The 18,205-nt window shown below is 66.7% G+C and carries 18 protein-coding genes; 13 read left to right on the top strand and 5 right to left on the bottom strand.

All coding sequences use genetic code 11. From position 1 onward, the window contains the following. Positions 1-17 precede the first annotated feature (17 nt). The gene (locus CLD20_RS10955) at positions 18-479 is read right to left on the bottom strand and encodes a pilus assembly protein N-terminal domain-containing protein (RefSeq protein WP_224406660.1); all 462 of its coding nucleotides are present in this window, start codon (positions 477-479) and stop codon (positions 18-20) included. Positions 480-844: 365 nt separating this feature from the next. On the opposite strand from CLD20_RS10955, the gene CLD20_RS10960 reads away from it, so the two are divergent. The 9 genes from CLD20_RS10960 to CLD20_RS11000 all read left to right on the top strand — a co-directional run bounded on the left by CLD20_RS10960 (position 845) and on the right by CLD20_RS11000 (position 9,839). Beyond that, positions 845-1,021, top strand: coding sequence for a Flp family type IVb pilin (locus CLD20_RS10960; protein WP_224406661.1), 177 nt, complete (start codon positions 845-847; stop codon positions 1,019-1,021). Between the two features lie 155 nt (positions 1,022-1,176). After that, complete coding sequence (locus CLD20_RS10965; protein WP_224406662.1) at positions 1,177-1,692, top strand: prepilin peptidase; 516 nt, start codon at positions 1,177-1,179, stop codon at positions 1,690-1,692. 167 nt (positions 1,693-1,859) lie between these two features. Then, entirely contained in the window at positions 1,860-2,648 is a 789-nt protein-coding gene (cpaB, locus tag CLD20_RS10970; protein ID WP_224406663.1) for a Flp pilus assembly protein CpaB, read from the top strand. Beyond that, the gene (locus CLD20_RS10975) at positions 2,645-4,225 is read left to right on the top strand and encodes a type II and III secretion system protein family protein (RefSeq protein ID WP_224406664.1); all 1,581 of its coding nucleotides are present in this window, start codon (positions 2,645-2,647) and stop codon (positions 4,223-4,225) included. Before cpaB ends, CLD20_RS10975 begins: the two co-directional genes overlap by 4 nt. Positions 4,226-4,244: 19 nt before the next feature. Further along, positions 4,245-4,952 carry a CpaD family pilus assembly protein gene (locus tag CLD20_RS10980; RefSeq protein ID WP_224406665.1) on the top strand — a complete coding sequence of 236 codons (708 nt, stop codon included), beginning with the start codon at positions 4,245-4,247 and terminating at the stop codon, positions 4,950-4,952. A gap of 4 nt (positions 4,953-4,956) precedes the next feature. Next, entirely contained in the window at positions 4,957-6,276 is a 1,320-nt protein-coding gene (locus tag CLD20_RS10985) for a CpaE family protein (protein WP_224406666.1), read from the top strand. A 13-nt stretch (positions 6,277-6,289) separates the two neighbouring features. Next, positions 6,290-7,801, top strand: a complete 1,512-nt coding sequence (locus CLD20_RS10990; RefSeq protein ID WP_224406667.1) for a CpaF family protein — start codon at positions 6,290-6,292, stop codon at positions 7,799-7,801. A gap of 73 nt (positions 7,802-7,874) precedes the next feature. Further along, on the top strand, positions 7,875-8,864 hold the full coding sequence (locus tag CLD20_RS10995; protein ID WP_224406813.1) for a type II secretion system F family protein: 990 nt from the start codon (positions 7,875-7,877) through the stop codon (positions 8,862-8,864). 3 nt (positions 8,865-8,867) lie between these two features. Further along, positions 8,868-9,839: a type II secretion system F family protein gene (locus CLD20_RS11000; RefSeq protein ID WP_224406668.1), complete on the top strand. Its 972-nt coding sequence runs from the start codon at positions 8,868-8,870 to the stop codon at positions 9,837-9,839. Between the two features lie 85 nt (positions 9,840-9,924). Here CLD20_RS11000 and CLD20_RS11005 read toward each other — a convergent pair whose 3' ends face one another. Then, complete coding sequence (locus tag CLD20_RS11005) at positions 9,925-10,737, bottom strand: tetratricopeptide repeat protein (protein WP_224406669.1); 813 nt, start codon at positions 10,735-10,737, stop codon at positions 9,925-9,927. A 222-nt stretch (positions 10,738-10,959) separates the two neighbouring features. Here CLD20_RS11005 and CLD20_RS11010 point away from each other — a divergent pair, with 222 nt between their 5' ends. From CLD20_RS11010 to CLD20_RS11025, 4 genes are read left to right on the top strand one after another with little or no spacing between them, the layout of a single operon-like run. Further along, a complete protein-coding gene (locus CLD20_RS11010) occupies positions 10,960-12,282 on the top strand; it encodes a M17 family metallopeptidase (protein WP_370636873.1) in 1,323 nt (440 codons plus the stop codon). A gap of 17 nt (positions 12,283-12,299) precedes the next feature. Continuing rightward, positions 12,300-12,647, top strand: a complete 348-nt coding sequence (locus CLD20_RS11015; protein WP_224406671.1) for a MarR family transcriptional regulator — start codon at positions 12,300-12,302, stop codon at positions 12,645-12,647. After that, a complete protein-coding gene (locus tag CLD20_RS11020) occupies positions 12,644-13,510 on the top strand; it encodes an NlpC/P60 family protein (RefSeq protein ID WP_224406672.1) in 867 nt (288 codons plus the stop codon). Before CLD20_RS11015 ends, CLD20_RS11020 begins: the two co-directional genes overlap by 4 nt. A gap of 39 nt (positions 13,511-13,549) precedes the next feature. After that, positions 13,550-14,443 (top strand): FkbM family methyltransferase, encoded by an 894-nt coding sequence (locus tag CLD20_RS11025; protein WP_224406673.1) that lies wholly within the window; start codon positions 13,550-13,552, stop codon positions 14,441-14,443. Here the strand turns inward: CLD20_RS11025 and CLD20_RS11030 are convergent. The 3 genes from CLD20_RS11030 to CLD20_RS11040 are packed head-to-tail and all read right to left on the bottom strand — an operon-like array spanning position 14,410 to position 18,172. Beyond that, complete coding sequence (locus tag CLD20_RS11030) at positions 14,410-15,375, bottom strand: glyoxylate/hydroxypyruvate reductase A (RefSeq protein ID WP_224406674.1); 966 nt, start codon at positions 15,373-15,375, stop codon at positions 14,410-14,412. The two genes, CLD20_RS11025 and CLD20_RS11030, sit on opposite strands and share 34 nt — an antisense overlap. Further along, complete coding sequence (locus CLD20_RS11035) at positions 15,372-17,000, bottom strand: ABC transporter ATP-binding protein (protein WP_224406675.1); 1,629 nt, start codon at positions 16,998-17,000, stop codon at positions 15,372-15,374. Before CLD20_RS11035 ends, CLD20_RS11030 begins: the two co-directional genes overlap by 4 nt. After that, positions 16,997-18,172 carry an ABC transporter permease gene (locus CLD20_RS11040; RefSeq protein WP_224406814.1) on the bottom strand — a complete coding sequence of 392 codons (1,176 nt, stop codon included), beginning with the start codon at positions 18,170-18,172 and terminating at the stop codon, positions 16,997-16,999. The genes CLD20_RS11035 and CLD20_RS11040 overlap by 4 nt, the downstream gene beginning before the upstream one ends. Between the last annotated feature and the right edge of the window lie 33 nt (positions 18,173-18,205).

An 18,205-nucleotide genomic window follows, 5' to 3' on the forward strand; every position in this document is an offset into this window, starting at 1 on the left:
ACGCGCGGTTAAGCCGCCTACTGGCCGCCCGAGAAGCCCTTTCGGGCCTGGATCTGCGAGGCCGCTTCCTGGAACTTTTCGTTTGCGTCGCCGATGGAGATCACCTGCTCGCAGACCGGGGCGCAGGAAAGGGTCTGCCGCTTGGCGCCGTAGAAGATGGTGGTCAGCTGCCGGTCGTTGGAGGCGACGCGGATCGTCGCGTTGGCGATCTCCGCCCCCTCCGCGTCGAGGGCGATGAGGTTGGTGGTGCCCGGGGCCTTTCCGGTCAGTACCAGGGTGGTCTGGTCTTCCACCGTAGCGTCCGCGATACCCGGATTGCCGACGATGATCGTCGTGGCTGGCCGGTCGAGCTGCAGGATCTTGGCGAAGTCGATGACGAGGTCGATCGGCTCCGCGGCATGGGCGGCGCCGGAAAGGAACCCGGCGACAAGTCCGGCAAGGATGTATCTGAGGATCGGCCGAACGCGGAGAACTGACATGGCGGCATCCCTTTCTGTCCGGGCCATATTGCTCGGGAAGGGTGAATGAAGTCCAAACGCGCGGCGGTCGTCCGGCGCGCCTCCTCAGCTGTCGCGCTCGCTGGGACGAAAAATATGTCCCCCTCGTAATCCTTTGAATTTCGGCGCGATTTTTCGCCCGCCACACGCAACTTGCCATCCCTGAATCGTCGATTTGAAGACGGCGGATGGGAGGCTTCAAATCACCTCGGAAACGCTGCCGAAGCCCCGGTCGCTATGGGATTGGATTAAGATTGCCGCAAGCAATTGCTGCTACCTCTGCGTCAGTTCCGATAACGCAGGCCTCAAGGCGAACGGAACGAGAGAATAATTCAAGGAGCAGAGAGATGAAGAAGCTTATCGCGCGTTTTGTGAAGGACGAGTCCGGTGCGACCGCCATCGAGTACGGTCTCATCGCGGCCCTGATCGCGGTCGTGGTCATCACCACGCTGACCGCCATCGGCGGCAACCTCAACATCGCCTTCAGCAGCGTTGCCAGTGCCCTCGCGCCCGCAGGCGGCTAAGGCACGACGCCACGGGCTAAAGGCCACGTTGGATGGATCAAGCGGAGGGCTCTTGCCCTCCGTTTTCGTTTCCGCCTACCCGGGCTGGTCGCGGATGCGTTCGGCAACCGGGCGTTAACCCTGTCGGCCTAGCTTCGGTTGGCCCCGGAGGAAACATGCTCGCTGCAAATTCGCTGGCCTCTGTCGCGACCATCCTCTTTCTCCTGATCATGGCCTATGCCGGGATCATGGATCTTTTCACGCTGCGCATCCGCAACGTGCTCGTCCTGGCCGTTGTCGCGCTCTGGGCCGTTGCCGCGCCGCTCGCCGGCATGTCGCCAGTCGATATCGGGCTTTCCATCGCGGCGGCCGGCATCGTCTTCGTTCTCAGCGGCTTCTTCTTCGCGCTCGGATGGATCGGCGCCGGCGATGCCAAGCTCGCCTCGGCGGTGGCGCTCTGGTTCGGCTGGCAGGACGCCTTTTCCTATTTCGTGCTCGCCTCGCTCTTCGGCGGCCTTCTCTCGCTCGCCATCATTGTCCTGCGCACCCGCTGGGGTCCGCTCGGTCGCGAGCTGCCGCGCTGGCTCGCGCGCCTGCGCGACGTGAAGCGGGGGGTCCCCTATGGCGCCGCCTTCGCCGCGGCCGCCTTCGTGCTTTTCAGCCAGACCGACTGGTACGCGCGCTTGGCCTGAAGGCCTTTGCATCCATTTCGGACGGGTTTCACACCGTTTCGATGGATTCCAAGTCCCGAATGGAGACAGTTTCGCCCCTTCGTTAACTGTCCTTTGACCATTCGGCACGAAACTCCTTGTCACCAATCCGCTCCCTGTTCGGGAAGCGCAAGCAGGGTTACCGGCCGATGACACCAATCCGCCTGATCGTTCTCCTCGTCGCCCTTCTGGCGGGCGGCGCCGCGGCCTATCTTGCCCTCAACCTGGAGCCGGAGGGCCAGCCGAGCCCGACCGAGGTCAAGCTCAACCCCCAGCTTGCGACGCGCGACATCCTCGTCGCCGCGGCCGATATTCCGCCCGGCGCGTCCCTGACGGCCGCCAATGTGCGCTGGCAGCCCTGGCCTGAGGACAACGTCAACCCGGCCTATATCGAGAAGACCGCCCGGTCGGAGGCGCTGGAGAAGCTGGAAGGCACCATCGTGCGCACCCAGTTCCTCGCCGGAGAGCCGATCCGCGAAGGCAAGCTCGCCCGCGCCGAATCGGGCTTCCTCTCCGCCATCCTGCCTTCCGGCAAGCGCGCCATCGCCGTGCGGGTCTCGGCCCAGAGCGCGGCCGGCGGCTTCGTCCTGCCGAACGACCATGTCGATATCATCCTGACGACGGCCGAGCAGGGCGTGAACGGCGAGGCCGGCCAGCAGGTGAGCCGCACGCTGCTGTCCAATGTGCGCGTCCTGGCGGTCGACCAGGAGGTGGAAGAACGCGAGGGCCAGCCCGTCGTCATCGGCAAGACCGCGACGCTGGAAGTGAGCCCCCGCGAGGCGGAGATCGTCACTGCCGCGGAAAGCAGCGGCACGCTGGCGCTCGCCCTGCGCTCCATGGCCGATGCCGACAACGATCAGATGGTGGAGGACCGCGACCGCTCCGGCGTCGTGAAGATCATCCGCTTTGGCCGCGAGCAGATGGTGAAGACCCGATGAGCGCCGAAAACCGCGCGATGAGGAGTGTGAAGATGATGGGCAACCCGCGCAGATGGGCAGCGCGTCTTGCAACGCTCGTCGCTCTCGCCATTCCGCTCACCGGCATGCTGGGCGCCTTCACGGCGACGCCCGCCCGCGCCGATGGCGATTTTCCCCGCAGCATCGACTTGGCGCGGGTGAGTAACGGTCAGGAGCGCACCATCCGCCTCGGCATCAACAAATCCGTGGTGGTGGAGCTTCCCCGCCCTGCCGGCGATGTCCTCGTCTCCAATCCGGAGATCGCTGACGCCGTCCTGCGCACCGCCACGCGCCTCTATCTGATCGGCGTCAAGGTGGGCCAGGCGAACGTGTTCCTGTTCGACGCCGCGGGTCGCCAGATCGCCAGCCTCGACCTCTATGTCGAGGTCGACCTGACGCCGCTCAACCGCCTCCTGCGCACGGCCATCCCCGATGGCGAGGTGCGCGCGGAGGTGATCAACGGCTCGATCGTGCTTTCCGGCTACGTTCCCTCCTCGGCCGCCTCCCAGCGCGCCGAGCAGATCGCCACGAGCCTCTTGGAAAAGAGCGGCGGCGGCGCGGCCGCGGCGCTTGCCATGGTCGCCGGCGGCGGTGGCGGCGCAAGCAGCGGTGGTGGAGGCGGCAGCGACAGCTCCGTCATCAATCTTCTGAAGATCACCGGCCAGGAGCAGGTGAATCTGCGCGTCACCATCGCGGAGGTGAACCGCGAGGTGGTCAAGCAGCTCGGCATCAACACCCAGGCGCTGCTGCAGAAGGGTAACATCGGCTTTGGCACCATCGCCGGCGCGGCGGTCTCCAGCGCGGCGAGCCTGTCGCCGTTCAGCTTCCCGATCAATACCAACAAGACCGCCGCCGAAGGCGGCGTCGCCTGGAACAACAACGGCAACCAGCTTTCCGCCTCGATCAAGGCCCTGGAAGAGGCCAACATGCTGCGCAACCTCGCCGAGCCGAACCTGACGGCCGTTTCCGGCGAGACCGCCAACTTCCTGGTCGGCGGCGAGTTCCCGGTGCCGGTCTCGGTCGACAACAACGGCGACGTTTCGATCTCCTTCAAGCCCTTTGGCGTCAATCTCGCCTTCACCCCCGTCGTCCTCGACGGTGGCCGCATCAGCCTCAAGGTGCGGACCGAGGTGAGCGACCTTGCCACGGAAGGTGCCTTCACCACGGCGGCGGGCATTACCATCCCCGGCATCACCGTGCGGCGCGCGGAGACGACGGTCGAGATTCCCTCCGGCGGCTCTTTCTCCATCGCCGGTCTCGTCCAGGACGAGACGCGGCGTTCCGTCGGCGGCCTGCCGGGACTTCAGCATCTGCCGATCCTCGGCGCGCTGTTCTCCTCCAAGGACTTCCTGCGCAAGGAGACCGAGCTCGTCATCATCATCACGCCCTACATCGTGAAGCCCACTTCGCCTTCTGCTCTCGCCCGGCCCGACGACAATCTCGTCATGGCCAACGATGCGGAAGCCTATTTCCTCGGCTCGCTCATCAAGCGCTACGGCGCGCAGGGTGACCGGCCCAAGGGCGTCTATTCCGGTCAGGTCGGATTTTCCTTCGATTGATCGGGTTGGGGAGAGACACATGCTGCAGTCCGAAAACCGTCTGAAGCGCGCCCCGGCAGGGGCCGCCCTCGGGCTGGCGCTCGCCGCCTCGCTCCTGGCCGGTTGTCAGTCACGAAACATTAACGCTGCCGATCTCGAACGCCACGATTACCGTCTGCGCCACCCTATTATGGTGTCGGAGGAGCCCGAGACGCTCGATATCCCGATCGGCATGCGCGGCGGCCATCTGTCCGCCGAGCTCAAGGACGCGATCTACGATTATGCCCTCGGCTATCGGGACGACGGGATCGGAGCGGTCACCGTTCAGGTGCCGAGCGGCTCCGGCAACGACATCGCGGCGGCCGCCGCCTCGCGGGCGATCCGGGCTGCCGTGATCGAAGCGGGGGTGGAGCCCGGCCTGGTGCGCGTTGCCGCCTATCCCAGCATGCCGGAAAGGGTGGCGCCGGTGCGCCTCTCCTATCTCAAGGTGAAGGCCGTGACGCCCGATTGCGGCGCCTGGCCGAAGGATGTGACCGCGACGATGGACAACCGCAACTACTACAACTTCGGTTGCGCTTCGCAGCAGAACCTGGCGGCGATGGTGGCAAATCCGGCCGATCTCGTCCGGCCGCGGCCGATGTCCCCGGCCTCCGGTGCGCGGCGCGCCAAGGTGCTGGACGACTACGCCAAGGGCGCCGATCCGAAGTCGCAGACGGAGCTGATCGACAGCACCGTGGGGGGGTCTTGATCTGATGGGCGCGCTTGATTTTGACGATCCGTTTGCCGACGACCGGCCGGAGATGCCCAGCCAGTTCGCGCCGGTCGCCCGGCCGGTGCCGCGCATTACCGTCCAGGCCTTCTGCGATACGCCGGATGTGGCCGGCACGCTCGACATGGCCGCTTCCGACCGGCGCATGGCGCGGGCCCACACCAAGGTGCACACGGGCGGCATCACCGCTGCGGCCGAGTTCTACCGCTCGGCGCCGACACCGAACCTCATCGTCGTGGAAAGCCGCCTTTCGCGTGAGGAGCTGCTCGCCCATCTCGACGATCTCGCCGAGGTCTGCGATGCCGGCACCAAGGTCCTCGTCATCGGCCATTCCAACGACGTCGTCACCTACCGCGAGCTCCTCAAGCGGGGCGTCAGCGAATACCTGATCGCCCCTGTTGACGTCATGACTGTCATCGCCGCCATTGCCGACATCTACCGCGAGGACGGCGAATCCAAGCTCGGCCACGTCTTTGCCTTCGTCGGCGCTAAGGGCGGCGTCGGTTCCTCCACCATCGCCCACAACGTCGCCTGGACGATGGCGCGAGCCTTCGGCTCCGACGTGCTGCTCGCCGATCTGGATCTTGCCTTCGGCACGGTCGCGCTCGATTTCAACCAGGATCCGCCGCAGGGCATGGCGGACGCCGTCTTCGGTTCCGACCGCCTCGACGAGGTCCTGCTCGACCGGCTCCTGACCAAGTGCGAGGAGCATCTGAGCATCCTCGCGGCCCCGGCAACGCTCGACAAGACGTATGACTTCGAGGAGGATTCCTTCGACCACGTCCTCGATATCGTCCAGTCGAACGTGCCGACCGTCGTCCTCGACTTGCCGCATATGTGGACGTCCTGGACCCGCAAGCTGCTGCTCGCCGCCGACGATGTCATCGTCACCGCGACGCCGGATCTGGCGAATCTGCGCAACGCCAAGAACCTCGTCGATCTTCTCAAGCAGGCGCGCCCCAACGACACGCCGCCCAAGCTCATCCTCAACAAGGTCGGCGTGCCGCGCCAGCCGGAGATCAAGGTCGACGATTTCGGAGCCGCCCTGCAGCTCGCCCCGACCGCCGCCATTCCGTTCGATCCGCTGCTCTTCGGCACGGCGGCCAATAACGGCCAGATGATCGCCGAGGCCTCGGCCAAGTCGTCGATCAACGACACCTTCGCCGAGATCGCCCAGATCATCACCGGCCGCATGGAGCTGAAGCACGGGCGCAAGAGCGGGCTCAGCCTCGCGCCCCTGTTTGAAAAGCTCTCCGTCATGCAGAAGTCCGGCAAGAAGTCCAAGTCCAACAAGGCCGCCTGAGCGGAGTTCCTGAATGTTCGGCAAGCGTGCACTCAACGACCTGGAAGACAAGCCGAAGCCGAAGCTGCCCGAGCCGGCGAAGGCGCCGGCGGCGCCGGTTTCCGCCCAGCCGCCGCAGCCGCAGCGCGTCCCGGAGCAGAAGCCGGCGGGTGCCCGCCCGTCCGCGGCCGCGCCTGCCGATCGTCAGGCTGCCGCCCCGCCGCCCGTGCGTCCGGCCGGCCGCGCCCGCAAGTCGGAGGAATATTACCGCGTCAAGACGCAGATCTTCGGCGCCCTGATCGACACGATCGACCTCTCCCAACTCGCCAAGATGGATGTCGAGCAGGCGCGCGAGGAGATCCGCGATATCGTCAACGACATCATCCAGGTGAAGAACCTGGTGATGTCGATCTCCGAGCAGGAAGAACTGCTGGAGGACATCTGCAACGACGTTCTCGGCTACGGCCCGCTGGAGCCCCTGCTCGCCCGCGACGACATCGCCGACATCATGGTCAACGGGGCCGACCAGGTCTTCATCGAAGTGAAGGGCAAGGTCGAGGAGACGGATATCCGCTTCCGCGACAACGGCCAGCTCCTCAATATCTGCCAGCGCATCGTCAGCCAGGTCGGCCGCCGCGTCGATGAATCGAGCCCGATCTGCGACGCGCGCCTTCCCGATGGCAGCCGCGTCAACGTCATCGCCCCGCCGCTGTCGATCGACGGCCCGACCCTTACCATCCGCAAGTTCAAGAAGGACAAGCTGACCCTCGATCAGCTTGTCCAGTTCGGCACCATCACCCCGGAAGGCGCGACCATCCTGCAGATCGTCGGCCGCGTGCGCTGCAACGTCCTCGTGTCGGGCGGCACCGGCTCGGGCAAGACGACGCTCCTCAACTGCCTGACGCGCTACATCGATCATGACGAGCGCATCGTCACCTGCGAGGACGCCGCCGAGCTCCAGCTGCAGCAGCCGCATGTGGTGCGTCTTGAAACGCGCCCACCGAACCTGGAAGGCGAGGGCGAGGTCACCATGCGCGACTTGGTCAAGAACTGCCTGCGCATGCGCCCCGAGCGGATCATCGTCGGCGAGGTGCGCGGACCGGAGGCGTTCGATCTTCTGCAGGCGATGAACACCGGCCATGACGGCTCCATGGGCACGCTCCATGCCAACTCGCCGCGCGAGGCGATGAGCCGTATCGAATCCATGATCACCATGGGCGGCTATGCGCTGCCATCGAAGACCATCCGCGAGATGATCGTCTCCTCCATCGACGTCATCGTCCAGGCCGCGCGCCTGCGCGACGGTTCGCGCCGCATCACCCATGTGACCGAGGTCCTGGGCATGGAAGGCGACGTCATCATCACCCAGGATCTCTTCGTCTACGATCTCATCGGCGAGGATCAGCATGGCCGCCTGATCGGCCGCCACCGCTCCACCGGCATCGGCCGTCCGGCCTTCTGGGATCGCGCCCGCTACTATGGCGAGGAGCAGCGGCTCGCAGCCGCGCTCGATGCCGCCGAATACGACGAGCCGCACCGCTCATGACCGGCAACGCTGACATCAGCTTCGGCCGGCGCCGCGCGCGAGGCGGGAGGCAAAGGTGAATCTCAGTCCGCAGATGATCCAGTTCGCCCTTTTCGGGCTGGTGGCCTTCTCCATCGGCGGGATCCTCTATGCGCTCTTTTATGCGCGGCTTTCCGGCGGCTCGCGCAGCCAGAAGCGCGTCGACGTCGTCGCCGCCGGCGCCGCCAGTCCGGCGCACGACCGCCGGCCGGGCGAGGACGGGCGCCGCCGCCGCTCCGTCGAGGACACGCTGCGGGAGATCGAGGAGCAGCAGAAGGCGAAGGGCAAGCGCGGCTCCAAGCCCACCTTGATCATGCGCATGCGCCAGGCCGGCCTGAAATGGTCGGTGCGCACCTTCGCGATCGTGTGCGTGCTGTCGGTGCTGGTGATGATCCCGGCGATCGCCTTCCTGACCGGCCTGCCCCTCTTGCCGTCGATCGGCTTCGGTCTCGGCCTCGGCATCTTCCTGCCCTATGGCTATGTGGGATTCCTGCGCAAGCGCCGCTTCAAGCAGTTCACCAACGAGTTTCCGAACGCGCTCGATGTCATCACGCGCGGCGTCAAGGCGGGCCTGCCGCTCGTCGATTGCCTGAAGATCATCGCCTCGGAAGCCTCCCCGCCGGTCTCCACGGAGTTCCGCGAGGTGGTGGAGGACCAGACGCTCGGCCTGCCGCTCGACGAGGCGATCTCCAAGCTGCCGGAGCGCATCCCGCTGCCGGAGGCCAATTTCTTCGCCATCGTCATCACCATCCAGTCGCGCTCCGGCGGCTCGCTCTCGGAGGCGCTCTCCAACCTCTCCAAGGTGCTGCGCGACAGGAAGAAGATGGACGCCAAGATCCGGGCCATGAGCCAGGAGGCGAAATCCTCGGCCGCCATCATCGGCTCGCTGCCGATCATCGTGGCGCTGCTCGTCTATTTCACCAGCCCCGACTACATCCTGCTGCTCTTCAACACGACCATCGGCCAGATCGTGCTCTGCATCTCTGCCATGTGGATGGGGATGGGGATTCTCGTGATGCGCAAGATGATCAACTTCGATTTCTGACGGATGCAGCTGATGGATTTCATCGACAATCCGGAACTGCTGATCGCCATCGCCTCGGCGCTGTCCGTCTTCGCTGCGATCGTGGTCGTTGCCTGGCCGTATCTCGCCGGCGACAACCTCAGCGCCCGCATGAAGCAGGTCTCCTCCGAGCGTGAGCGCATCCGCGCCCGCGAGCGCGCCAAGCTGGAAGCCGACAAGAAGCAGGCTTCGCTGCGCGTCGAGCCGAGCCGCTGGGCGAAGAACTTCGTCGATCGCTTCAATCTCGCCAAGCAGGCCGATGATGGCGAGATCGCCAACAAGCTGCGCATGGCGGGCCTGCGGGGCCAGAACCCGGTCTTCATCTTCCTCGTGGCGCGCCTGTTGATGCCGGGCGTCATGCTCGTCGTGACGGCGCTCTACATCTTCGTGCTGACGCCGCTCGATCAGCCGGCGATGATCAAGATCCTGATCGTCGTCGTCGCCGCCTATGCCGGTTACTATCTGCCCGGCCTCTATGTGAAGAACCGCACCACCAAGCGGCAGACTGCGATCCGGCGCGCCTGGCCGGATGCGCTCGATCTCCTGCTCATCTGCGTGGAATCGGGCATGGGCATCGAATCGGCCTTCCGAAAGGTGTCGGAGGAGATCGGCCACCAGTCGGTCGAGCTCGCCGAGGAGCTCTCGCTCACCACGGCCGAGCTCTCCTATCTGCAGGACCGGCGCAAGGCCTACGAGAACCTCGGCAAGAGAACCGGCGTGGAAGGCGTGCGCTCCGTCGTCACCAGCCTCATTCAGGCGGAAAAATACGGCACCCCGCTCGGCCAGTCCCTGCGTGTTCTGGCGCAGGAAAACCGCGACATGCGCATGGCGGAAGCGGAAAAGAGGGCGGCCGCCCTGCCGCCGAAGCTCACCGTGCCGATGATCCTGTTCTTCCTGCCCGTGCTCTTTGCCGTCATCATCACGCCGGCGGCGATCCAGGTGATGGAGATCCCGTAGGCGGCTCGCCGCTCTCCCGTTTCAAGGAAAGCAAAACGGCCGCCCGATGGGCGGCCGTTCGCGTGTCGTTGCCAGAAGGGGCGGCTCAGCCTGCCTTCTTCAGCTCGCTCCAGGTGTCGCGCTGGCTCATCATCGCCTTGAGGTACGCCACATTCGCCTTCGCCTGCTCCGGCGAAAGGTCCCGCGTGGCGATCTCCTGCGCCTCCTGAAAGCGGCCCTGCAGGCCGACGACAAGGGCGAGGTTCTGCCGCACCTTGGCCGAAGCGGCCGGGTTCTGGGCGCCCTCGCGCAGCACCTTCTCCGCCTCGGCGAGATCGCCTGTCAGCGTGTAGGACATGCCGAGATTGTTGAGTATCTGCGGCTCTCCGGGCGCCAGCACCAGCGCCTGGCGGTAGACCGCGCGCGCATCCTCGTTTTCGCCCATCGAATCGAGGATGCCGCCTTCAGTGGCCAGCAGCCGCCAGTCCGGGTTGTCGCGGTGCTGGGCGCGTCGCACGGTGGCCAGCGCCTCCTCGAATTCGCCGTTGTCGGCGAGCGCCTTGCCGAAGGCGGCCAGCACTTCCCGGTCCTTCGGATTGTAGATCAGCGACTTGCGCAAGACGGCCACGGCCTGCGACGTCTGGCCGGCCGCGCGCAGGGCGGTGGCGTAGTTGAGCGCGGCGACCTTGTTGCGCTCGTCCCGCGAATAGGCGGCGCCCCATTGCTGGACCGCCTGCAGCGCCTGCGGCCTGGAAAGATCGGAAGACCGCAGCGATCCGGACGGGTTGATGGAGCCCGTATGGCGCGGCCCGTCGGACGAATCGGTCTGGCAGCCGGCGAGAAGGCTCGCCGCAAGCAGGCCGGCCATCACTCCGGAGGACCGGCGGATCGTGGGTTTTGGCGTTCGCCTCGTCAGCATGGGCCTGTCCCGTTCTGGCACGTTCGACCCAAGCCTTAGGCCTGACTGGCTAACGCTTCGTTAACGCTAATTGAGGCGAGCGGGCGAAAGTCGGTAAAGCCGGGCGTTGCATTGGCGCGGCGCCGCGCCTACGGGAGGGCGAGGAGAGAGATTTTGAGCCCAGACAGCCTTCTGATTGCGGCGGCCGAGCTTGCCGATGGCGAAGCGGCCATTCCCGTCACCATGATCGCCGCCTCAGGCCTGGAGGCGGCCCTGGGCGCGCTTCCGGCTGTCCAGCGGCGCTTTCTGGAAACGAGCGGCTTTGCCGCCGGCGAGAGCGAGATCGCGCTGCTGCCGGGCGAGGACGGCGCGCTCGCACGTGTCGCCTTCGGCCTCGGCAAGGCGGCAAGGCCCTTCCTCGCCGGCCGCCTCGCCCAGCGCCTTCCCGCCGGCACCTACCGGCTGGAGGGCGATGTCGGCGACGAGGCGCTTGCCGCGCTCGGCTTTGCCCTCGGCGGCTACCGCTTCACGCGCTACCTCCCCGACCGCGACAAGCCGCGGCCGCGGCTCGCCGTCTCGCCCTCTGTCGACCTGTCCGCCATCCGCGATCAGGCCGAGAGCATCGCTCTGGCCCGCGACCTCATCAACGTGCCGGCGAACGATCTCGGCACCGCCGAGCTTGCCGCCGCCGCCCGCCGTCTCGCCTCCGAGGAGGGCGCGAGTTTTTCCCTCGTGGAGGGCGAGGAACTGGAGGACAATTTTCCGCTGATCCACGCCGTCGGCATGGGCAGCGATCGGGCGCCCTGCCTTGTCGATATCGCCTACGGCGATGAGAGCGCCCCGAAGGTGACACTCGTCGGCAAGGGGATCGTCTTCGATACCGGCGGTCTCGACATCAAGCCGCCGAGCTCCATGCTGCTGATGAAGAAGGATATGGGCGGCGCCGCCAGCGTCCTCGGCCTTGCCCGGATGGTGATGCGCGCCGGGCTGAAGGTCCGCCTGCGCGTCCTCCTGCCGATCGCCGAAAATGCCATTTCCGGCCGCGCCTTCCGCCCCGGCGACGTTCTGCCGAGCCGCAAGGGCCTCAGCGTCGAGATCGGCAACACCGATGCGGAAGGCCGCCTCGTCCTTGCCGACGCCCTGGCGCTCGCCGAGGAGGAAAAGCCGGAGCTCATCGTCTCCATGGCGACGCTGACGGGTGCCGCGCGGGTGGCGCTGGGCCCGGATCTTCCCGCCTTCTTCGCCACCGACGACGAGCTTGCCGCCGGTATGGAAGCGGCCGGGCGCGCCGTGCATGATCCGTTCTGGCGCCTGCCGCTCTGGCCGGATTACGACGAGCTTCTGTCCTCCGACATCGCCGATGTCAGCCACATTTCCTCCGGTCCCTATGCCGGCGCCATCACGGCGGCCCTTTTCCTGAAGCGCTTCGTCGCCGAAAGCGCCTACGCCCATTTCGATGTCTTCGGCTGGGCGCCGAAATCGCGCCCCATCGGCCCGAAGGGCGGCGAGGCGCAGGCGATCCGCGCGCTCTTCGCCTATCTTGAAAAGCGCTACGGGAAGGGCTGAGCCCCGCTCGCCCGCCCATGAACGCGCTGCGCCCCAGCCATGCCCTTCGCCTCTGGCACGACGTCACGCTCTCTCTCGTCCGCGCCGAGGAGCCGGACCTCACCGCACGCCAGATGACGGTGCTGCTGATCGTCTATCTGGAGGCGCCGCCTCATACGGTGCGCGGCCTCGCCGCAAGGCTCGGCGTCACCAAGGCGGTGATCACCCGCGCCCTCGATACGCTCGGCCGCCACGGATTGCTGACGCGCAAGCGCGATCCGAAGGACATGCGCAACGTCCTCGTCCAGCGCACCGTGGAAGGCGCGCTCTTCCTGGAGCGCTTCGGCGATCTCGTCGTTCGCAAGGCCGCTGAGGTGATGCGGTGAGCGAGCTCGATCCGCGTCTTGCCGCCTATCGGCCGGATCTCGCCGACAGCCGTCTTGCCGGCAAGGTGGAGGCGGCCCGCTTCGTCGAGGCCGAGGCGTATCAGGTGGTCGATCCGCTCGCTCCCGTGCGCCGCGCGCCCTCGCCGGACGCACCGCTCGACACGGAGGCCCTAAGGGGTGAAATCGTCCATGTTTTCGAGCTCGGAGAGGAGGGCTGGGCCTGGGGTCAGCTCGCCGCCGACGGATATGTGGGCTATCTGCCCTCCGGGGCGCTCAGCCGGCATGTCGCCGCCGCCACGCACCGCGTCGCCGTGCCCTCCACGCTTGTCTTCCCCGGGCCCGACATCAAGCTGCCGCCGCTCGCCGTACTGCCCCTCGGCGCCACTGTGCGCGTGACGGGCGAGGCGGAGGATCGCAACGCCCGCTACCTGAAGATCGCGCCGGCCGGCGCCATCGTCGCCCAGCACCTTTCACCCGTCGGCACGCCGGCTGGAACCGACCTCGTGGCGACCGCCGAGGCCTTTCTCGGCACGCCCTATCTTTGGGGCGGCAAGTCCCGCCTCGGCATCGACTGCTCCGGCCTCGTCCAGATCGCCTGCGAGACCGCCGGCATCGCCTGCCCGCGTGATTCGGACATGCAGGCGAACGGCCTCGGCTCAGCCCTCGACATCTCCGCCGGCCTGCCGCCGCTTCAGCGCGGCGACTTCGTCTTCTGGAAGGGCCATGTCGGCATCATGCAGGACGGGCAGAGCCTGCTTCACGCCAATGTTTTCCACATGGCTGTGGGCTTCGAGCCGCTTTCCGTCGCTGCCGTGCGGATTGCGCAAAAGGGTCCCACCATCACCGCAATTCGCCGCTTGTAATTCGCCACCTCGCGTCGTTTTCTTAGTCGGCGAAAACACATGGCCACATCCTTGCCTTTTCCTTCGCTGCGCATGCCTGCACGCCAGCTTGGCAACGCCGTGCTGTCGGTCGTGCCGGTGCAGCTTTTGCGTCGCTACTACCAGCTGCATCTCAGCTTGCAGGCCATGCGGCACGGGCGCGGCCGCCCGGTGGAGCTTCTCGCCGATCCGGATCGGGTCGTCATCGATGACGGGCTGAGGCGCCTCGTTCTGCCCAATCTCAGCCGCGTTCCGCGCTACCGGCAGGGGATCGGCGCCAGGCTGCATCTCGTCGGCGACAAATACGGGATCGGGGGGGTCTATTTCCCGCGCGAGGGCGACGTCATCGTCGATGTCGGGGCCAATATCGGCGAGCTCACTCTCCTGTGCGCCGATGCGGGGGCGCAGGTCGTGGCGATCGAGCCAGATCCGCGGGCCTTTTCCTGCCTCACCCAGAATGTCGCCGGGCTCGATCATGTCCGCCTCGTCTCCTGCGCCGTCTGGAAAGGCCGCGAGGCGCTGAAGCTCTATCTTGCCGGCGATGCGACGAAGAGTTCGCTGATCCGCCGCACCGGCCGTCCGCGCGATTCCATCTCCGTGGAGGCCTGGCCGCTCGACGCCCTGCCGCAGATCGTGGCGCTGCCGGCGATCGACCTGTTGAAGATCGACGGCGAGGGCGTGGAGCCGGAAATCCTTGCCGGCGCCGTGCGCACGCTGAAGCGCACCCGGCTTCTGGCCATCGACATGACCTCGGCGGCGATCCGCCCCGGCCTATGGGAAAAGGTGGAGAACGCGCTTCAGGTGATGAGCTTCCAGCAGCTCGACCACCCGGACGAGCGGGTGATTCTTGCGGCCAATATGGCCTTCACCCCGCCGCCGGTTCAGTACCCGGCGGATCGGTCGACGAGGTACTGAAGCTCTTCCCCGGCCTCCATCCGCTTCACCTGCCTTGCGATCAGGCGCGGCAGCACCGCCGGGTCGGAGACCGAGGCGACATGCGGGGTGATGAAGAGGTTGTCGAGCTTCCACAGAGGGCTTGAGGCCGGCAGCGGCTCCTCGGCGAAGACGTCGAGGCTTGCGCCTCTCAGAAGGCCGTTCGTGAGCGCGGCGGCGATATCCGCCTCGTTCTGCAGCCTGCCGCGTCCCGCATTGATGAGGATCGGCCCGCCCAGCGGTCCGTCCTGGCGCAGCTGCCCGAAGAGCTTGGCGCTCAGCATGCCGCGCGTCTTCGGCGTATCTGGCAGCAGGCAGACGAGGATGTCGGTATCGCCGAGGAAGGCGCGCAGCTGCCCGTCGCCGTGATAGCCGACCACCCCGGCGACGTCCTTTGCCCGCCGGCTCCAGCCGGTCACCCGGAAGCCGAGCTGGATGAGAAGCTCGGCCGAGGCGATGCCAAGCACGCCGAGCCCCATGATGCCGACCGTCACCTCCCGCGCCGCCGGCTGCGGCAACGCCCGCCACTGACCGGCGCGCTGCAGCGCCTGGTAGGAAGGCCCGAGGCGCAGATGGTGCAGCGCCTGCCAGGCGACGTATTCCACCATCCGGTTGGTGAGGTCGGGATCGACGATCCGCGCGATCGGCAGATCCGGCAGGGTCGGGATGTCGAGGAGATGGTCGACCCCCGCGCCGACGGACAGGATCGCCTTCAGCTTCGGCAGGCGTGCGAAGAGTTCGGCCTGCGGCTTCCAGGCGACGAGGTATTCCGTTTCCGCAAGCTCGGCGTCGGTGCCGGCGAAGCTGCCGTCGGGTTCGAGCGCGATCACCTTCTCGTCCGGCAGCCTTTCCTGCAGCGAGGTCAGCCATCGCGCGGGATTCCAGACGGCAAGGGAAAGAAGAACGGTGGTCATGCGTTGAGGGCTCCGCCAAAGGCAACTTCAAGGTCGAAGGCGGCGGCCATCAGCGCCTTCGTGTAATCGGTCTGCGGCCGGTCGAATATCTCCTCCGCAGGCCCCGCCTCCACCACCTTGCCCTCGCGCATCACGATGATCTCGTTGGCGAGTGCCCGCACCACCTTGAGGTCGTGCGAGATGAACAGATAGGTGAGGCCGTGGCGGCGCTGCAGGGCGCGCAAGAGGTCCACGACCTGCGCCTGCACGCTCATGTCGAGCGCCGAGGTCGGCTCGTCCAGCATGACGAATTTCGGCTCCAGCACCATGGCGCGGGCGATCGCGATCCTCTGGCGCTGGCCGCCGGAAAATTCGTGCGGATAGCGGAAGCGGGTGGCCGGGTCGATGCCGACCTCCGCCAGCGCCTTGATGACGCGCTGATCGCGCTCGTCGGCCGAAAGCCCCGGCTCGTGCACCGCGAGGCCTTCGCCGACGACGTCGCGGATCACCATGCGCGGCGACAGCGAGCCGTAGGGATCCTGGAAGACGATCTGCATGTCGCTCCTGAGCGCGCGCATGTCCCGGAAGGCCGAGCCCTGGATGTCGCGGCCGAGAAAGGCGATGCGGCCCTCCGAGGAGATGAGGCGCAGGATGGCGAGGCCGAGCGTCGTCTTGCCGGAGCCCGATTCGCCCACGACGCCGAGCGTCTCGCCCTCGCGCACCTTGATGTCGATGCCGTCCACCGCCTTGATATGGCCCACCGTCCGCCTCAGGAAGCCGCGCCGGATCGGAAACCAGACCTTCAGGTTGTCGGCCTCCACGATCACTTGGCCGCTGGTGTCGGTGGCCGGGGCCGAGCCCTTCGGCTCGGCGGCCAGCAGATGCTGCGTATAGGCGTGTTCGGGCTGGGTGAAGATCTGCTCCGTCGGCCCGCGCTCCACGATCTCGCCCTCCGTCATCACGCAGACCCGGTCGGCCACCTTGCGCACGATGCCGAGGTCATGGGTGATGAACAGCATCGCCATGTGCTGCTCTTCCTTGAGCCGCGCCAGAAGGTCGAGGATCTGCGCCTGCACGGTCACGTCGAGCGCCGTCGTCGGCTCGTCGGCGATCAGGAGATCCGGCTCGTTGGCGAGCGCCATGGCGATCATGACGCGCTGGCGCTGCCCGCCCGAAAGCTGGTGAGGGTAGGAGCCGAGCCGGCTTTGCGGGTCGCGGATGCCCACCTGGTCGAGGAGTTCCAGGACGCGCTTGCGCGCCGCGGCCCCGCTCATGCCCCGATGCACGTCGAGCACCTCGCCCACCTGCCGCTCCACCGTGTGCAGCGGGTTGAGGGAGGACATCGGCTCCTGGAAGATCATCGAGATCTGGTTGCCGCGCACCTCACGCATCGTCTTCTCGCCGGCCCTGAGGAGCTCGCGGTCGCGAAACAGGATCTCGCCCGAAGGGTGGCTTGCCGGCGGATAGGTGAGGAGCTGCAGGACGGAGAGCGCCGTCACCGATTTTCCCGAGCCGGATTCGCCGACCAGCGCCACCGTCTCCTTGGCGCCGATGTCGAAGGAAACGTTCCGCACCGCATGCGTCGTCGATCCCCCTTGGGTGAAGTCGACCGAAAGGTTGCGGACCGAGAGGAGGGAGCCGCTCATGCGAAGGTCTTCCGCGGGTCGAAGGCGTCGCGCACCGCCTCGCCGACGAAGATCAGGAGCGACAGCATCAGCGAGATGACGATGAAGCCGGTGATGCCGAGCCAGGGCGCCTGCAGGTTCGCCTTGCCCTGGGCGAGCAGCTCGCCGAGCGAGGGCGAGCCCGGCGGCATGCCGAAGCCGAGGAAGTCGAGCGAGGTCAGCGTCGTGATCGAGCCGTTGAGGATGAAGGGCATGAAGGTGAGCGTCGCCACCATCGCGTTCGGCAGCAGATGCCGGAACATGATGGTGAGGTTGGAGACGCCGAGCGCCCGCGCCGCCTTCACGTATTCGAAGTTGCGCGCTCTGAGGAACTCCGCGCGCACCACGCCCACGAGCGCCACCCAGGAGAAGAGGAGAAGGATGCCGAGCAGCACCCAGAAGCCGGGGGGCAGGATGGAGGAGATGATGAGCAGGAGATAGAGCGCCGGGATCGCCGTCCAGATCTCGATGAAGCGCTGGAAGAAGAGGTCGACCCGCCCGCCGAAATAGCCCTGCACCGCCCCGGCCGCCACGCCCACCACGGATGAGAAGATCGTCAAGAGCAGGCCGAAGAGGACGGAGATGCGGAAGCCGTAGACGAGCCGGGCGACGACGTCGCGGCCCTGGTCGTCCGTGCCGAGCCAGTTCCAGTTCCCCTTGGCGCAGAAGCGCTGAAGCTGTTCGGTGTCGCCCGGGCAGACGGAGCCCGCGATCCGCCAGGTCGGCGGGGCGGGAAAGCCGATCGGCCTGCCCAGCGCTTCCTTCAGCTCCTCGGTCGGAAAATCGCGGTTCACCGTGCGGTAGGAATAGTGGATCGGCGGCCAGATCATCCAGCCATTGGCATTGATCTCGTCGGCGATGAAGGGGTCGCGGTAGTCGGTGGTCGCCAGGAAGCCGCCGAAGGTCTCCTCCGGATAGTCGACGAGGACGGGATAGTAGAACTCGCCCTTGTAGGAGACGAGGAACGGCCGGTCGTTGACGAGGAGCTCGGCGCAGAGCGAGGCGATGAAGAGGACGAGGAAGATCCACAGCGACCAGTAGCCCCGCCGGTTGGCCCTGAAATTGTCCCAGCGCCGCCGGTTGATCGGCGAGAGCGAGAAGAGCCGCCTGGCCGGCGCCGCCTCCTGGCCGGGCAGCGGCCCGGGGGCCTCCATCTGCGCGTCCGGCCTTCCGGCATCGGGCGCATG

The sequence above is a fragment of the Afifella sp. IM 167 genome, from assembly GCF_020144925.1.
GTDB lineage: Bacteria > Pseudomonadota > Alphaproteobacteria > Rhizobiales > Afifellaceae > Afifella.

Excerpts from the sequence above, each read along its gene's own strand:
- CLD20_RS10995 (WP_224406813.1), top strand. The coding sequence starts at position 7,875 with ATGATCCAGTTCGCCCTTTTCGGGCTGGTGGCCTTCTCCATCGGCGGG.
- CLD20_RS10965 (WP_224406662.1), top strand. The coding sequence starts at position 1,177 with ATGCTCGCTGCAAATTCGCTGGCCTCTGTCGCGACCATCCTCTTTCTC.
- CLD20_RS11030 (WP_224406674.1), bottom strand. The coding sequence starts at position 15,375 with ATGACCACCGTTCTTCTTTCCCTTGCCGTCTGGAATCCCGCGCGATGG.
- CLD20_RS11005 (WP_224406669.1), bottom strand. The coding sequence starts at position 10,737 with ATGCTGACGAGGCGAACGCCAAAACCCACGATCCGCCGGTCCTCCGGA.
- cpaB (WP_224406663.1), top strand. The coding sequence starts at position 1,860 with ATGACACCAATCCGCCTGATCGTTCTCCTCGTCGCCCTTCTGGCGGGC.
- CLD20_RS10975 (WP_224406664.1), top strand. The coding sequence starts at position 2,645 with ATGAGCGCCGAAAACCGCGCGATGAGGAGTGTGAAGATGATGGGCAAC.
- CLD20_RS11015 (WP_224406671.1), top strand. The coding sequence starts at position 12,300 with ATGAACGCGCTGCGCCCCAGCCATGCCCTTCGCCTCTGGCACGACGTC.
- CLD20_RS10985 (WP_224406666.1), top strand. The coding sequence starts at position 4,957 with ATGGGCGCGCTTGATTTTGACGATCCGTTTGCCGACGACCGGCCGGAG.
- CLD20_RS10980 (WP_224406665.1), top strand. The coding sequence starts at position 4,245 with ATGCTGCAGTCCGAAAACCGTCTGAAGCGCGCCCCGGCAGGGGCCGCC.
- CLD20_RS11000 (WP_224406668.1), top strand. The coding sequence starts at position 8,868 with ATGCAGCTGATGGATTTCATCGACAATCCGGAACTGCTGATCGCCATC.
- CLD20_RS11040 (WP_224406814.1), bottom strand. The coding sequence starts at position 18,172 with ATGGAGGCCCCCGGGCCGCTGCCCGGCCAGGAGGCGGCGCCGGCCAGG.
- CLD20_RS10990 (WP_224406667.1), top strand. The coding sequence starts at position 6,290 with ATGTTCGGCAAGCGTGCACTCAACGACCTGGAAGACAAGCCGAAGCCG.
- CLD20_RS11035 (WP_224406675.1), bottom strand. The coding sequence starts at position 17,000 with ATGAGCGGCTCCCTCCTCTCGGTCCGCAACCTTTCGGTCGACTTCACC.
- CLD20_RS10955 (WP_224406660.1), bottom strand. The coding sequence starts at position 479 with ATGTCAGTTCTCCGCGTTCGGCCGATCCTCAGATACATCCTTGCCGGA.
- CLD20_RS11025 (WP_224406673.1), top strand. The coding sequence starts at position 13,550 with ATGGCCACATCCTTGCCTTTTCCTTCGCTGCGCATGCCTGCACGCCAG.
- CLD20_RS10960 (WP_224406661.1), top strand. The coding sequence starts at position 845 with ATGAAGAAGCTTATCGCGCGTTTTGTGAAGGACGAGTCCGGTGCGACC.
- CLD20_RS11010 (WP_370636873.1), top strand. The coding sequence starts at position 10,960 with ATGATCGCCGCCTCAGGCCTGGAGGCGGCCCTGGGCGCGCTTCCGGCT.